Genomic DNA, 15,496 nt, shown 5'->3' with positions numbered 1-15,496 from the left:
ACATCCTCTGTGTTGGCCTACGTGGTAAATAATATTGTCCTGGAATTCAATTTGGCAATACGCCTTTCGTGCCGAAGAAGGCCGAATACTTTTGTATACGGCAGGATTTAGCCAATTCGACATCCCAGATACCGATTAAAATTTGGTCAGCGCTCTGCGCCACACGCATAGGTGGTATGCGTACAGATTGTCGCGGCTGGTAAATAAAGTTTGCCACCAAGCCGTGGTAAAGTTTATGAACCATGACAGGGTGGCGGAGGACACATCCAGCGCCCCAAACTTTGAATTGGCCCCGAGCCACGGTTTTTTGTGGAGGAAACACATGAAAAAGACCCTGACCTGCCTGCTGGCAGCCGCGACCATGCTGACCGCACCGGTCGCGCACGCAGCAGACAAGATGCTGCTGAAGACACCCATCGCCTTCTCGACCGCTCTGCCGGGTCTGGGATCCCCGATCCCCCGTGTGGCCGAAGCGCTCAAGACCATGTCCGGCGGCACGCTCAAGATGAAAGTCTATGAGCCCGGCAAACTGGTTCCGGCCTTCGAGATCCTCGACGCGGTCTCCTCTGGCAAGATCAACTCCGGTTACACCACCGCGGGCTACTGGGCGGGCAAGATCCCGGCCGCGCCGCTCTTCTCCGCTGTGCCCTTCGGCCCGGAAGCTGGCGAATACATGGCGTGGCTCTACTATGGCAACGGCATGAACCTCTATCAGGAGATGTATGACCAGGCGGGCTACAACGTCAAAGTCCTGCCCTGCGCGATCATCGCTCCGGAAACCTCCGGCTGGTTCGCCAAGGAAATCAACTCCGCTGACGATCTGAACGGCCTGAAGATGCGCTTCTTCGGTCTGGGCGGCAAAGTCATGCAGAAGCTCGGCGTGGCCACCTCCCTGCTGCCCGGCGGCGAGATCTTCCCGGCCCTGGAAAAAGGCGCGATCGACGCGACCGAGTTCTCCATGCCGGCCATCGACGCCCGCCTCGGCTTCCACAAGCTGGTGAAATTCAACTACTTCCCCGGCTGGCACCAGCAAGCGACCGTGTTCGAACTGATGATCAACAAGGACGTGTGGAACGAAGCCTCCGAGCAGCACCAAGCGATCATCGAGAGCGCCTGTAAAGCCTCCATGGCGGACAGCTTTGCCGAAGGCGAAGCCATCCAGCACGCCGCTCTGATCGACAACGTGGAAAACAACGGTGTCGAGATGAAGCAGTGGTCGCCCGAGATGCTCGAACTGTTCCGGACCACCTGGGACGAAGTGGCTGCCGAAGAAGCTGCCAATGACGAGTACTTTGCCAAGGTTCTCGCCGACATGACCGAATTCCGCGAAGGCTATGCCCTTTGGAAGCGGAACGCCTTCCTGCCGCGTCAGTAACGCGTCTGGACTGGGGCGGCGCCCCTCCCCCCTCCCAATTCCGCGCCGCCCCACACCCCTGATTTTCAGAAATTTCAAGAACATAGACAAAAGCGGCTGGGCAATTGCGCCTGCCTTCTGGGGACTTAAGGAGAGGACAAATGGCGGTGCAGCCCACTCAGATCCAAGATCCAATCGAAACTTATGAGCATTTGCTCGAACATGAGGAGCGGGACACGCAATCCGTTGCCGTCGCGCTCGACAAGACCGTTAAAAGCGTCGGTCACGTGGTTATGTGGGCAAATATCCTGCTCATCGCCGCGATCGTGGCACAGGTGGCGTTCCGCTATCTGCTGAACCAGAACTTCCCGAAGCTCGACGAGATCCAGTGGCACTTCTACGGGGCGGTCACGATGATCGGGATCTCCTACGCGTTGGTCACGGACAGCCATGTGCGCGTTGACCTGCTGCATATGCAGCTCAGCCGCCGCTCCCAGCGGATCATCGAGGTGATCGGGATCCTGACCCTGCTCGTGCCCTTCATCTACCTGATGGTGGATCAGGGCTATGACTATTTCTACGAGAGCTACCGGGTGAATGAGCGCTCCGACAGCCCCACTGGCCTTCCGGCCCGCTGGGCGTTCAAGGCGATCATCCCGCTGAGCTTTGTCCTGCTGGCGCTCGCCGCAGTGGCGCGTCTGGTCCATGACATCCATGCGCTGATGGTCGGCTACGAGGATGAGAAGTCCGGCAAGGGGCTGGGGCTGATCCTCGCTGCCATGGCGGCCTTTGCCGTGGTCGCCTTCGGTCTGACCTTCCTGGTGGAAACCACCGAGGAGAAGCTGGTTGTGGCGATGTTCATGACCTTCATCGCGCTCCTTTTCACCGGCTATCCGGTGGCCTGGACCCTGGCGGGGGTGGGTGTCGCCTATTGCGGGCTTGCCTTCCTTTTCGACAATGACCTGATGCTCTGGACCGGGCTTGAGGGCACGCTGACCGGGCTCGATTATCTGACCCTGGGCGCCACGGTGAACCGGGTCTATGCGACCATGTCCAACGCGGTGCTCGTCGCGCTGCCGATGTTCATCTTCATGGGCCTGATGCTGGACGAATCCGGTGTGGCCGAGCGTCTGATGACCTCGATGCAGCGGCTCTTTGGCAAGACACGCGGTGGTCTGGCGATCACGGTGACGATGATCGGGATCATCCTCGCGGCCTCCACGGGCATTATCGGGGCCTCGGTCGTGCTGCTGGGGGTTCTGTCCCTGCCGTCGATGATGGAGCAGAAGTATTCTCCGAAACTGGCCGCCGGTGTGGTCTCGGCTTCGGGCACTCTGGGTATCCTGATCCCGCCCTCGATCATGCTGGTGATCATGGCGGACCAGATGGCGCTGTCCGTGGGCGATCTCTTCATGGCCGCGGTCTTCCCGGGCGTGATCATCGGGGGGCTCTACCTCGTCTACATCTTCGTGATCTCCTACCTGAAGCCTGATGTGGCGCCGGTGCCCGAAGGGGCTGTGTCCCCGGATTGGGATGCGGTGAAGGACGTGCTGATCGCGGTTCTGCCGACGCTGGGCCTGATCCTTGCTGTGCTGGGCTCGATCTTTGCCGGCATTACGACGCCGACCGAAGCCTCCGGTGTGGGCGCCCTGGGCGCGACGTTGCTGGCGCTGGGTTATCGCAAGCTGACCGTGCAGAAGCTCGTCAATGTGCTGGTCTCCACCTTCAATACGACCGCCTATATCTTCGCGATCTTCCTCGGGGCGACGGTCTTCTCCTATGTCCTGCGCGAGCTGGGCGGGGATGAGCTGATCGAGCATATGATCGCCTCCACGGGTCTGGGCCCGAATGGCACCGTGCTCTTCATCCTGTTCATCGTCTTCCTCTTGGGCTTCGTTCTGGACTGGATCGAGATCACCCTGATCGTTCTGCCGCTGATGCGTCCGATCGTGAACGGGCTGGGCATCGATATCCCGGGATTTGATGTCATCGACGAGCCGGCGCTCGTGTGGTTCGTCATTCTTGTCGCAGTCACCTTGCAGACATCATTCTTGACTCCGCCGGTCGGCTTTGCCCTGTTCTATCTCAAGGGGGTATGCCCGCCGGAGATCAAGCTGCTGGACATCTATAAGGGGATCATTCCTTTCGTCCTGCTGCAGCTGACGGGGTTGGCGCTGGTGTTCCTGCTGCCTGCACTTGCAACCTGGCTACCCTCCGTAGCCTACTGAAGGAGGCTGGGCACATGACCGATCAAGAGCTCATCGACACCCTGCGTGGCATCGTTGGCAAACGCCATATCCTGACCGATGCCCGCAAGACCGAACGGTTCCGCAAGGGCTTCCGGTCGGGCGAGGGTGACGCCCTGGCGGTCGTGCAACCGGCCACAATCCTCGAGCAGTGGAAAGTCCTGCAAGCCTGCGTGAAGGCGGATAAGATCGTCATCATGCAGGCGGCCAATACCGGGCTGACCGAAGGCTCCACCCCCAATGGCGGTTATGATCGGGACGTTGTCCTGATCAACACCCGGCGGATGGACAAGCTGATGACGCTCGATGGCGGGCGTCAGGTGATCAGCCTGCCAGGCGCAACGCTGTTTGCACTGGAAAAGCTGCTGGATCCTCTGGGGCGCCAGCCCCATTCGGTGATCGGCTCCTCCTGCATCGGCGCGTCCATCGTCGGCGGGGTGTGCAATAATTCCGGCGGTTCCCTCATCGAGCGGGGGCCGTCCTATACCGAGCTGTCTCTCTTTGCCCAAGTGACTGTGGATGGCGAGCTGGAGCTTGTGAACCATCTGGGCATCAATCTGGGCGACACCCCGGAAGAGATCCTGACCCGTCTGCAAAAGGGTCAGTTCTCTGATGCGGATGTGGAGTATTCCAACAAGCAGGCCTCCGATACCGAATACGCGACCCGCGTCCGCGATGTGGATGCGGACACGCCGGCCCGGTTCAACGCCGACAAACGGCGGCTCTATGAGGCCGCGGGCTGTGCGGGCAAGCTGGCGGTTTTTGCCGTGCGGCTCGACTCCTATCCCAAGAACAAGGCCGAGCAGGTCTTCTATATCGGGACCAATGATCCCGAAGAGCTGACGGAATTGCGCCGGCACATGTTGGCCCAGTTCAAGACGCTGCCGGTTTCTGCCGAATACATGCAGCGCGAGATCTTCGACATCTCCGAGAAGTACGGCAAAGACACGGTGATGATGATCAACTGGCTCGGCACGGACAAACTGCCGATGTTCTTTGCCATCAAGGGCGCTGTGGACGCGCGGCTGAACAAGTTCGCGCTGACCCGGGGCTTTACGGACAAGTTCATGCAATTCGCCAGCTCACTGGTGCCGCGCCTCATCCCGCAGCGGTTGATGGAGTATCGCGACCGCTATGAGCATCATCTCATCCTCAAGATGCGCGACACGGGCATCGATGAGGCGCGCGTGTTCCTCAACGGGTTCTTCGCTGCGCGCGATGGGGATTACTTCGAATGCACCCCGAAAGAGGGGAAGATCGCGGGTCTGAACCGTTTTGCCGCAGCAGGGGCCGCGATCCGCTATCAGAACATTCATTTCAACGAGGTCGAGGACATCCTCGCGCTCGATATCGCGCTCAAGCGCAACGAGCGGGCCTGGCTCGAAGAGCTGCCACCCTCCATTGCCGACAAGCTGGTGCACAAGCTCTATTACGGGCACTTCATGTGTCACGTTCTGCACCAGGATTACATTGTGAAGAAGGGCGTCGACGTGAAGGCGCTCAAGGCAGAAATGCTTGAATTGCTTGATGAAAGAGGTGCGGAATACCCGGCAGAGCATAATGTCGGCCACCTCTATCCTGCCAAGCCGGATCTGGCGGCGTTCTACAAGTCTGTGGATCCGACGAACTCCCTGAATCCGGGAATTGGCAAGATGTCGAAAGCCAAGTATTACGGCGAAAAACTGGAGGAGGTTTAATGTTGAACTATTGGTATGCGTCAGGTGCGTAGCGCTATGCATCTGGCAGGGGTTCTGACCTAACAGACCCCGTGTTAACACAAGTCCACGGACATTGGAGCGTCAATCGCACATCGCCTGACCAGGTGTGAGCGGAAGGGGGGGAGGCATTTTGCCAACCGGACTTTGCGATTGATTTAGTGCTAAACGAATTGGAGCCAGCTCCGAACGGGGCTCCTGAGGGATAGAGGACCATGACTGACACCAAACATGACATTGATCCGGTCGAGTCACAGGAATGGCAGGAAGCCATTGAAGATGTGATTGCCCGGGACGGCGCGGATCGCGCGCATTACCTGCTCGACAAGGCGGTGCAACAAGCCCGCGCCGCTGGTGCCACGCTGCCGTTCTCGGCGACGACGCCCTACCAGAACACGATCCCCGTGGATGACCAGTACGAGTTCCCTGGCGATCTCGACATGGAATGGCGCATCCGCACGATCAACCGCTGGAACGCCATGGCGACCGTCGTGCGCCGTAACAAGGTGTCCTCGGAATATGGCGGGCACATCGCGTCCTTCGCCTCCTCCGCTGTCATGTATGACATTGGTCTCAACCACTTCTGGCGCTCGAAATCCGCGATCCATGGTGGCGATCTGGTCTTCTTCCAGGGCCACGTGATCCCGGGGATCTATGCCCGTTCCTTCATGGAAGGGCGTCTCAGCGAAGAGCAGCTCGAAAACTTCCGCTCCGAAGTGGATGGGTCGGGCCTGAGCTCCTATCCGCACCCCTGGCTGATGCCGGATTACTGGCAGTTCCCCACGGTTTCCATGGGTCTTGGTCCCCTCATGGCGATCTACCAAGCGCGGTTCATGAAATACATGCACAACCGCGGTCTGATCGACATGGCCGACCGCAAGGTCTGGGTCTTCCTCGGCGATGGCGAGATGGACGAGCCCGAAAGCCGTGGCGCGATTGATCTCGCGGCCCGTGAAGGCCTCGACAACCTGATCTTCGTGATCAACTGCAACCTGCAGCGGCTCGACGGCCCGGTTCGCGGCAACTCCAAGATCGTGCAAGAGCTTGAGGGCGACTTCCGCGGCGCCGGTTGGAACGTGATCAAGCTGCTCTGGGGCAAGGGCTGGGACGAGCTGCTGGAAAAAGACACTTCCGGCAAGCTGCGTCAGCTCATGGAAGAGACCGTCGACGGCGACTACCAGACCTTCAAGTCCAAGGACGGCGCCTATATCCGCAAGCATTTCTTCGGCAAGTACCCGGAGACGGCAGCGCTGGTTGAAGACTGGACCGATGATCAGATCTGGGCTCTGCGGCGCGGCGGTCACGATCCGCAAAAGGTCTATACCGCGTTCAAGAAGGCCTCGGACACCAAGGGTCAGCCGAGCTGTCTTCTGGTCAAGACCGTCAAGGGCCACGGGATGGGGTCGGCCGGTGAAGGTCAGAACACCACCCACCAGCAAAAGAAGATGAACGAGGATCAGCTGCGCGCCTTCCGCGACCGCTTCCAGATCCCGGTCAGCGACGAGGATGTGGCCAAGGCCCCGTTCGTGTCGCTCAACAACGCGCAGAAGGCCTATATCCTCGAGCGCCGCAAGGAGCTCGGCGGGGAATTCCCCAAGCGCGAATGGCGGGACACGCCGAAGCTGGACATCCCGGCGCTGTCGAAGTTTGACGGACAGCTCAAGGGCACCGGCGACCGCGAGATCTCGACCACCATGGCCTTTGTCCGGATCCTGACCACGCTTCTGCGGGACAAGAATATCGGCAAGCAGGTCGTTCCGATCGTGCCCGATGAAAGCCGGACCTTCGGGATGGAAGGCCTCTTCCGGTCCGCAGGCATCTACAACCCGATGGGTCAGAACTACACCCCCGAGGATGCCGACCAGATGATGTTCTATAAAGAGAGCATCGACGGGCAGGTTCTCCAGGAAGGCATCAACGAAGCCGGCGCCATGGCCGACTGGATCGCGGCGGCAACGTCGTACTCCAACCACGGCGTCCCGATGATCCCGTTCTTCATCTACTACTCGATGTTCGGGTTCCAGCGGATCGGCGATCTGGCCTGGGCCGCAGGCGACAGCCGCGCACGGGGCTTCATGCTGGGCGGCACCGCCGGGCGGACGACCCTGAACGGCGAAGGTCTGCAGCACGAGGACGGGCACAGCCATATCCTCGCGGGGACCATTCCGAACTGCATCACCTATGACCCGACCTTCAGCTATGAGGTTGCCGTCATTGTCCATAACGGTCTGAAGCGGATGTATGTAGATCAGGAAGATGTCTACTTCTACCTGACGCTGATGAACGAGAACTACAGCCATCCGGATATGCCGATGGGTGTGGAGGATGACATTGTCAAAGGTCTGTACCGGTTCAAGAAAACCGCTCGTCCGGGCAAGAAGCATGTCAACCTGATGGGCTCGGGCACGATCCTCGTGCAGGCGATCAAGGCGGCAGAGATGCTCGAGGAAGACTTCGGTGTGACCTCGGATATCTGGTCGGCCACCAGCTTCAACGAGCTGGCCCGTGACGGCCAGGATGCCGCCCGCAACAACCGCCTCAACCCGCTGGCCGAGCCGCAAGTGCCGTTCATCACCCAGCAGCTTGAGGGGGCCAAGGGGCCGATCATCGCCGCCACCGATTACATGAAGAACTATGCCGAGCAGGTCCGCGCCTTTGTGCCCGGGGATTACACCGTGCTCGGGACCGACGGCTTTGGCCGCTCGGACAGCCGCGTGAACCTGCGGCGCTTCTTCGAGGTGGATGCGAACCACATTGCAGCCACGGCGATGGTCCAGCTCTTCAAGGCGGGCAACATCACCGAGAAAGTCCTCAAGGACGCTTTGGCAAAATACGAAATTGACGGCGAGAAGCCGAACCCGCGGCTGGTCTAAGGCTAGGGACGAGAGGAGTTAAGAACATGGCAATCGAAGTCAAAGTGCCTGACATTGGGGATTTCACCGACGTACCTGTGATCAGCATTCTGGTCAGCGTCGGGGATGTGGTCGCCGAAGAAGACCCGCTGGTGGAACTGGAAAGCGACAAGGCCACGATGGAGGTCCCAAGCTCCGCCGCTGGTAAGGTTGCAGAGATCAAAGTGGCCGAGGGGGACAATGTCTCCGAAGGCACGCTGCTGCTGATCCTCGAAGGGGAGGGCGCGGCCGAAGCGCCCGCCGCAGCCCCCGCGGCAGCTCCGGCTGCGGCCCCGGCCGCTGCTCCGGCCCCGGCGCCCGCCGCTGCGGCAGCGCCCGCACCGGTCACCGATGCAGGTTTTGGCAAAGCGCACGCCTCGCCCTCCGTCCGGGCCTTTGCCCGCGCGCTGGAGATCGATCTGAGCAAGGTGAACGGGTCGGGCCGTAAGGGTCGCATCCTGCGCGAAGACGTCACCGCCTTCCTGAAAGCCTCGACGGCACCGGCCCCGGCCAAGGGTGGCGCGGCCGCTGGTGGCATGGGGATCCCGCCGATCCCGGTCGTGGATTTCTCGAAATTCGGCCCGGTCGAAGATGTGGAGATGCCCCGGATCAAGAAGATCTCCGGCCCGGCGCTGCACCGGTCCTGGCTGAACGTGCCGCATGTCACCCATAATGACGAAGCGGACATCACGGATCTCGACAAGTACCGCAAGGAAATGGACACGATGGCCAAGGAAAATGGCTACCGCGTCACGCTTCTGAGCTTTGTCATCAAGGCCTCCGTCAGCGCGCTGAAGGAGCACTGGGAGTTCAACAGCTCGATCCATCCCGATGGCGACAAACTGATCAAGAAGGACTACTACAATATCGGCTTTGCCGCCGATACGCCGAACGGGTTGATGGTTCCTGTGATCAAGGATGCGGACCGCAAGGGTCTGGTCGAGATCTCCAAGGACCTGATGGAGCTGTCGGGCAAGGCGCGCGCAGGGGAGCTGAAAGGCCCCGACATGCAGGGCGCGACCTTCACCATTTCGTCCCTGGGCGGCATCGGGGGGACCTCTTTCACGCCGATCGTGAACGCCCCCGAAGTGGCGATCCTCGGCCTGACCCGGTCGAAGATGGCCCCGGTCTGGAATGGCGAAGAGTTCGTGCCGCGCCTGATGCAGCCGCTCTCGCTCAGCTATGACCACCGCGCCGTGGATGGGGCTCTGGCCGCACGCTTTGTCGTGACGCTCAAGACCCTGCTCGGCGATATGCGCAAGCTGATGTGGTAAGGAGATAGATCGATGGAAGTTAAAGTACCTGATATCGGTGATTTCTCCGATGTGCCCGTCATCTCGATCCTGGTTTCGGTGGGGGACACGGTCTCTGCCGAGGATCCGCTGATCGAGCTGGAATCCGACAAGGCAACCATGGAAGTGCCGAGCCCCGCCGCTGGCGTGGTCAAGGAGATCAAGGTTGCCGAGGGCGACACGGTGTCCGAAGGCTCTGTCATCATGGTGTTTGATGGGGCAGGGGCGGCTGACGCGCCCGTCGAGGCCGCGCCCGCCGCGGCCGCAGTCGCGGCGCCGAGCGCTGTGGCGGCCACGGGCACCGCAACGGGTCCGGGCGATGTCCATGGCGAAGTTGTGGTTCTGGGCTCCGGCCCGGGCGGCTATACGGCGGCGTTCCGCGCGGCTGATCTGGGCAAGAAGGTCGTTCTGATCGAACGGTATCCGTCCCTCGGCGGGGTTTGCCTGAATGTGGGCTGTATCCCCTCCAAGGCGCTTCTCCATGTGGCCAAGGTGATCACCGAAGCTGAGGAGATGAGCGGTCACGGGGTGAGCTTCGGCAAGCCGAAGATCGATTTGGACGAGCTGCGTAGCTTCAAGAACAGCGTCATTGGTCAGTTGACCGGCGGTCTGGGCGGGCTGGCCAAGGGCCGCAAGGTTCAGGTCGTGAATGGCTACGGCAAGTTCACCGGCCCGAACATGATCGCGGTCGCGGATGAGGACGGCAAGGTGACCAATGTCAGCTTTGACCAGTGCATCATCGCGGCGGGATCCGAGCCTGTGAACCTGCCCTTCCTGCCGGAAGACGACCGGATCATCGACAGCACCGGTGCGCTGGAACTGGCCGACATCCCGAAGCGGATGCTCGTGCTCGGCGGCGGGATCATCGGTCTGGAAATGGCCTGTGTCTACGATGCGCTGGGCTCGGACATCACCGTGGTTGAGCTGATGGATCAGATCATCCCGGGCGCCGACAAGGACATCGTCAAGCCTCTGCACAAGCGGATTGAGGGCCGGTATGAGGGCATCAAGCTCAAGACCAAGGTCACTGCGGTCGAAGCGCTGAAGAAGGGCCTGAAGGTCACCTTCGAGGATGACAAGGGCGAGGTCACGACCGACACCTTTGACAAAGTGCTGGTGGCCGTGGGGCGCAAGCCCAATGGCAAGCTGATCGATGCGGATCAGGCCGGTGTGGCCGTGGATGAGCGCGGTTTCATCGCCGTGGACAGCCAGATGCGCACCGGAGTGCCCCATATCTTTGCCATCGGCGATCTGGTGGGTCAGCCCATGCTGGCGCATAAGGCCGTCCATGAGGGCAAGGTGGCGGCCGAGGTCGCGGCCGGGCATAAGCGTCACTTCGATGCGCGTCTGATCCCCTCCGTGGCTTATACGGATCCCGAGGTCGCCTGGTGTGGCGTCACCGAATCCGAAGCCAAGGCCAAGGGTATCAAATTCGAGAAGGGCGTCTTCCCCTGGGCAGCATCGGGCAAATCCCTGTCCAATGGCCGGTCCGAAGGGATCACCAAGCTGCTCTTTGATCCGGCGGATGACCGCGTGATCGGCGCCTGCATCGTAGGCACCAATGCGGGTGATCTGATCTCCGAAGTGGCGCTGGCCATCGAGATGGGCGCGGATGCGGTTGATCTCGGCCACACCATTCACCCGCACCCGACGCTGTCGGAGACGGTGAACTTCGCTGCCGAGATGTTCGAAGGCACCATCACGGACCTGATGCCGCCGAAGAAGAAAAAGAAAGCCTAAGGCCCTCTGAATATTGGCAATTTGGCGCCCGGTTCGATCTGTTCGAGCCGGGCGCTTTCCTTTCATGCGCTGGCGTTTACGGTTGGTTTGCAAAGATCCCTCTATACCGAAGAAGATTGATTAATCTCGGACCGAGAGGTGAGAATGGACGTGACCGATCTGACGGAGTCCCAGCGCTACGCAGCGTTTCTGCTGGCCAACCTGCACAAGCTCAAGGATTGCGCCCTTCACGCTCCGGACAGTGATCGTGTGACCCGCACCACTGTTCTGCCGACGACGATTGATGTGGTCGCGGATGAGTCTGGGCTCGGGCTTGAGTTTGGGGTCTGGCGCGGGCGTTCGATCAACCTTTGTGCCGCGGCCCAGCCGGATCGTACCTGGGTCGGGTTCGACAGTTTCGAGGGCTTTCCGGAGGATGGCCGGATTGACTGGCAAAAGCCTTTCAAGGTGGTGGACCTGCCGGAGGTGCCGGAGAATGTGCGCCTCGTGAAAGGGTATTTCTCGGACACGCTGCCCGGGTTTCTTGAGGAAAATGAAGAGCCTATCGCCTTCGTGAATATCGATTGCGATATCTACTCCTCGACCGTGGATGTGTTCACCGCGCTTGAGGCGAAGGGTCATCTGCGCCCCGGTCTGCCGATCTATTTCGATGAGCTGATCAACTACGCCGATGCGCTCTGGAACGAGATGCTGGCGCTCTTCCAGATGCTGGAGCGGACCGGTCTCGGCTTCCGCTGGCTGGCGCTGGACAAGAACCTCTGGCTGCCGCGCGAAACACTGGAGATGATCCGGGATCAAAGTTTCCCCACCTGGCGTGAGCAGATGGGCGGGTCCTATTGGCAGCAGGCATCGCTGGTCCTGACCGACGAAGGGATCGATTACGGCCCGCTTGAGGATGATGCCTATCTGGCTGAGGTTCGGTTGCTCGCGGCCCTCTATGACGAGGTGTCTGAGCTGCGCGTGGTGCGCGCTGAGGAGCTGCGCATTCAGAAAGCCAAGGAACGCGAAGAGTTCGAGAAACGGCGCGCAGTGATCATGGAAGAACGCCGGCAGGCGCGGTTGAAGCTCCAGAAAGAGCGTCAGGCCGCCAATCTCGCCAAACGCCGCGAGGAACAGGCGCGCGCCCGCGCCGAGCCGCGCGCGGTCTCGAATGGCTGACATGCTGGGCCCCGGATTGCTTCGCGCCAAGAGGCCGCGGGGCCGGGCGCAGCCTTCATTTGCAACCTATCCGGGATCATGGTTCAGTGACCCCAGTCTCGAGACCGTCGCTCCGTCCAGGACTGGTGCCGCAAGTCTCTGAAATTTAAGAGGTCATTCATGGCGCAGCCCCTTGTTCTTCTGGGCCCCGGTCGTTCTTTCACCACCGTCGCAGCCGGCATGCTCGGCCAGCACCCCGAGCATTACGGGATGCCGGAGCTGAACCTGACGCTGGGCGAAACCATCGGGGAGTTTCTGCGCAATACCGGGGGCGGGCGCAACGGGCTGGCCCATGGCATTGTCCGCGCCATGGCGCAGCTGGAATATGGGGAGGTGACTGCCGCGGGCGTGGATGAGATGCGCGCCTTTCTCTTCAACAATCCGGGCATGACCACCGCAGAGCTCATGGCCGAGCTGCAGGCGGCGGTGGCCCCCAAGGCGATTGTGGAGAAGAGCCCGTCTATCGTGGCTGACCCGCACTATCCCTTCCGCCAGGATCAGATCCTGCCCGGGGCCAATTACCTCCATATCACGCGCCATCCGATGTCTGCCGGGCGCTCGATGATGACAGCGGAGTGGTATGCGATGATCCTCGCCTCCCCGCTCGGGGATTCCTGGGATCGTCGGATGACACCGCCCGTGCTCGACCCGCAAGTTCATTGGTTTGTCGCCCATGAACGGATCATGGACTTCCTCGATACGATCGAACCGGGGCGTCATATGCGGATCCGGGGCGAGGACCTGCTGACTGACCCGGACCACTGGCTGAAAAAGATCTGTGACTGGATCGGGGTGGCCTCCGATGACGCCGCGATTGAGGCGATGAAGCATCCCGAGACCTCGCCTTTTGCGCAGCCCGGGCCGGAAAACGCGCCCTGGGGCGGCGATCCGAGTTTTCAGGAAAAGCCTGCGCTGCGCCCTTACAAGACCAAGCCGGAACCCCTGACCGGAGCGCTGCCCTGGCGGGAGGATGGCATGCCGTTCGCGGATCACGTGGTCGAGATGGCCAAGTTCTTTGGCTATGAAGACGGCTGATATGCGCGCGTTTCCGAGTTTTTTAGGATCTTGGAAACGATAAATTTGCAATTTGATGCGATCCAAGGCCTAAGCTGTTGGCAACAGCCTTGGCCGGGGGCGCAGGTCCTACGGTGAACCGCGGAAAACACGCGAGATTTGCGCCAGAAGGCGCGCGGCCTGCCCGGGCCTAAGTCGCTCTCGAACGGAGCGCACGGAGACAGGAGCACGTGGCGTGAGCACGACCTTCGAAGCTGTGACGTCTCAGGTCAAACTGGTGATTTGGGATCTCGACGAAACCTTCTGGGCAGGGACCTTGTCCGAAGGGGGTATGACCGAGATTGCCGCCCATACCCGGATGATCAAGACGCTGGCCGATCGCGGGATCATGTCGTCTATCTGTTCCAAGAATGATTTCGAGACTGCGCGCGCCGTGCTCACGAAGCTGGGCGTTTGGGAGTATTTCGTCTTTCCGCATATCGACTGGACGCCGAAGGGGCAGGCGATCGCGAGCATTCTGGAGCGCGCGCAGCTGCGTGCGCCCAACGTCCTGTTTCTGGACGACAATCAGATGAATCTGGAAGAGGCAGCCTTCTTCAATGAAGGTCTCATGTGCGTTGAGGCACGTGGCGATCTCAGCGGGTTGCTCGATCGGCCGCAACTGAAGGCCAAAGATGACCGCGGGCATTCCCGTCTTGCGCAGTACAAGATGCTCGAAACCAAACAGGCCGAGCAGGCGGCGGGCGCGCTCGACAATATGGAGTTCCTCCGCCAGTCGCAGATCCGGGTCGAGATCATCACCGAGTTGGAGCCGCATATGGATCGCGTGCTCGAGCTGATCAATCGCACGAACCAGCTGAATTTCACCAAGAAGCGAGTCGAGACAGCGGAGGCGCGCAGCGAGCTGGAGGCGCTCTTGGCGACATCCGGCGTCCATGCCGGGCTTGTGCGGGTCACGGATCGCTATGGCGACTACGGGATCGTCGGGTTTTTTGCGGCGCGGGTGAAGTTCAATGGCACGACTGTGCATCATTTCTGTTTCTCCTGCCGCACCTTGAATATGGGGGTGGAGCAATTCGTCTGGCGCCGGATCGGCGCGCCAGACTTCCCGGTAAAAGGGCCAGTTGCCAATCCCCTTGATCAGCATGACGAGATCGACTGGATCTCCGAGGCGTCCTCATCTGATCAGGTCTTTTCCGAGCAGGACGATCGGACGCTTTGCCTCGTCGGGGGCTGCGATCTCCTGCAGGTCTCGTTCTATTGCGGAACGAACCGCCACGAGTTCGTCAACAAGGAAGATCGCGGCTATCTCGTGCGCTACGATGACCCCGGGTTCTTTCTGAACCCGCGTAAACCGCTCAAGCATGATCAGACCTTGAAGAAGTTCCCGAGCTGGTCCCATGAGGACATGGAGGCGCTCGATCATGCGTTGGCCAGTTCCGACGTGGTTCTGCTCTCTCTCTATTATGCGGTGCCGGGGGATACATTCTTCACCTTTGGCGGCAAGGAATGGGGTGGGGAGTATCTCATCAAGGTGCCGCCACGGACCTTAAAGAAGTTCATCAAATCCGACCAGGCCCTATGGTTCGCCAAAAGCTTCTATCATCGGCGTTACACCCTGGAGGAAAGCCTCGAGCTGACCCGTCGCAGCCTTGAGCGGGCGATGAGCCTCGTCTCACCCACAGCGCAGGTCTTCCTGCTGACAGCGGCGACGAAAACTGGTGCGCAGGCCGAGCGAACCGGCGAGATGCGCCACGCCTATAACGCCATGTGCCGCGCGTTTTGCGATGGCGAGGATCAGGCTCATCTGGTGGATCTGGATGTATTGCTGCTGGAGGAGGATTTCCAGGACAGCGATCACTACACCCGCGCCGGCTATTTCAAGATCGCGACATGCGTCAATGATTTCATGACGCAAGCGGGCCCGGCAGCACATCTGCCCGAGGTCGCTGCGGAGTAGCACAGCGCATCGCCCATGTTTCCTGTAGTGGCCATCTTGATCTGAATCGTGACGCGAAATCGGGCAGGTGCACAGTGATTGCGCTAT

Annotated in this window: 9 protein-coding genes; all 9 read left to right on the top strand. The window is 60.6% G+C overall.

The genetic code is table 11. The features are described from left to right. Nucleotides 1–322: 322 nt before the first annotated feature. The 9 genes from ACP153_RS01545 (at nt 323) to ACP153_RS01505 (ending at nt 15,409) form a co-directional block, all read left to right on the top strand. Nucleotides 323–1,375, top strand: a complete 1,053-nt coding sequence (locus ACP153_RS01545) for a TRAP transporter substrate-binding protein (protein ID WP_424969208.1) — start codon at nt 323–325, stop codon at nt 1,373–1,375. Nucleotides 1,376–1,515: 140 nt separating this feature from the next. Next, nucleotides 1,516–3,582, top strand: coding sequence for a TRAP transporter large permease subunit (locus tag ACP153_RS01540; protein WP_424969207.1), 2,067 nt, complete (start codon nt 1,516–1,518; stop codon nt 3,580–3,582). Between the two features lie 14 nt (nt 3,583–3,596). Then, nucleotides 3,597–5,297: a D-lactate dehydrogenase gene (gene dld, locus ACP153_RS01535; RefSeq protein WP_424969206.1), complete on the top strand. Its 1,701-nt coding sequence runs from the start codon at nt 3,597–3,599 to the stop codon at nt 5,295–5,297. Between the two features lie 233 nt (nt 5,298–5,530). After that, nucleotides 5,531–8,188, top strand: coding sequence for a pyruvate dehydrogenase (acetyl-transferring), homodimeric type (gene aceE, locus ACP153_RS01530; protein ID WP_424969205.1), 2,658 nt, complete (start codon nt 5,531–5,533; stop codon nt 8,186–8,188). 26 nt (nt 8,189–8,214) lie between these two features. Continuing rightward, nucleotides 8,215–9,480 (top strand): dihydrolipoyllysine-residue acetyltransferase, encoded by a 1,266-nt coding sequence (gene aceF / locus ACP153_RS01525; RefSeq protein WP_424969203.1) that lies wholly within the window; start codon nt 8,215–8,217, stop codon nt 9,478–9,480. A 12-nt stretch (nt 9,481–9,492) separates the two neighbouring features. Continuing rightward, on the top strand, nt 9,493–11,238 hold the full coding sequence (gene lpdA, locus ACP153_RS01520) for a dihydrolipoyl dehydrogenase (protein WP_424969202.1): 1,746 nt from the start codon (nt 9,493–9,495) through the stop codon (nt 11,236–11,238). A gap of 144 nt (nt 11,239–11,382) precedes the next feature. Continuing rightward, nucleotides 11,383–12,396 carry a TylF/MycF/NovP-related O-methyltransferase gene (locus ACP153_RS01515; protein ID WP_424969201.1) on the top strand — a complete coding sequence of 338 codons (1,014 nt, stop codon included), beginning with the start codon at nt 11,383–11,385 and terminating at the stop codon, nt 12,394–12,396. 159 nt (nt 12,397–12,555) lie between these two features. Beyond that, entirely contained in the window at nt 12,556–13,470 is a 915-nt protein-coding gene (locus ACP153_RS01510; protein WP_424969200.1) for a sulfotransferase family protein, read from the top strand. A gap of 214 nt (nt 13,471–13,684) precedes the next feature. Continuing rightward, nucleotides 13,685–15,409: an HAD-IIIC family phosphatase gene (locus ACP153_RS01505; protein WP_424969199.1), complete on the top strand. Its 1,725-nt coding sequence runs from the start codon at nt 13,685–13,687 to the stop codon at nt 15,407–15,409. The last annotated feature ends 87 nt before the right edge of the window (nt 15,410–15,496 follow it).

The organism is Dinoroseobacter sp. S76, assembly GCF_049801095.1.
GTDB lineage: Bacteria > Pseudomonadota > Alphaproteobacteria > Rhodobacterales > Rhodobacteraceae > Dinoroseobacter.
This window is presented reverse-complemented; position numbering and strand designations above follow the sequence as displayed.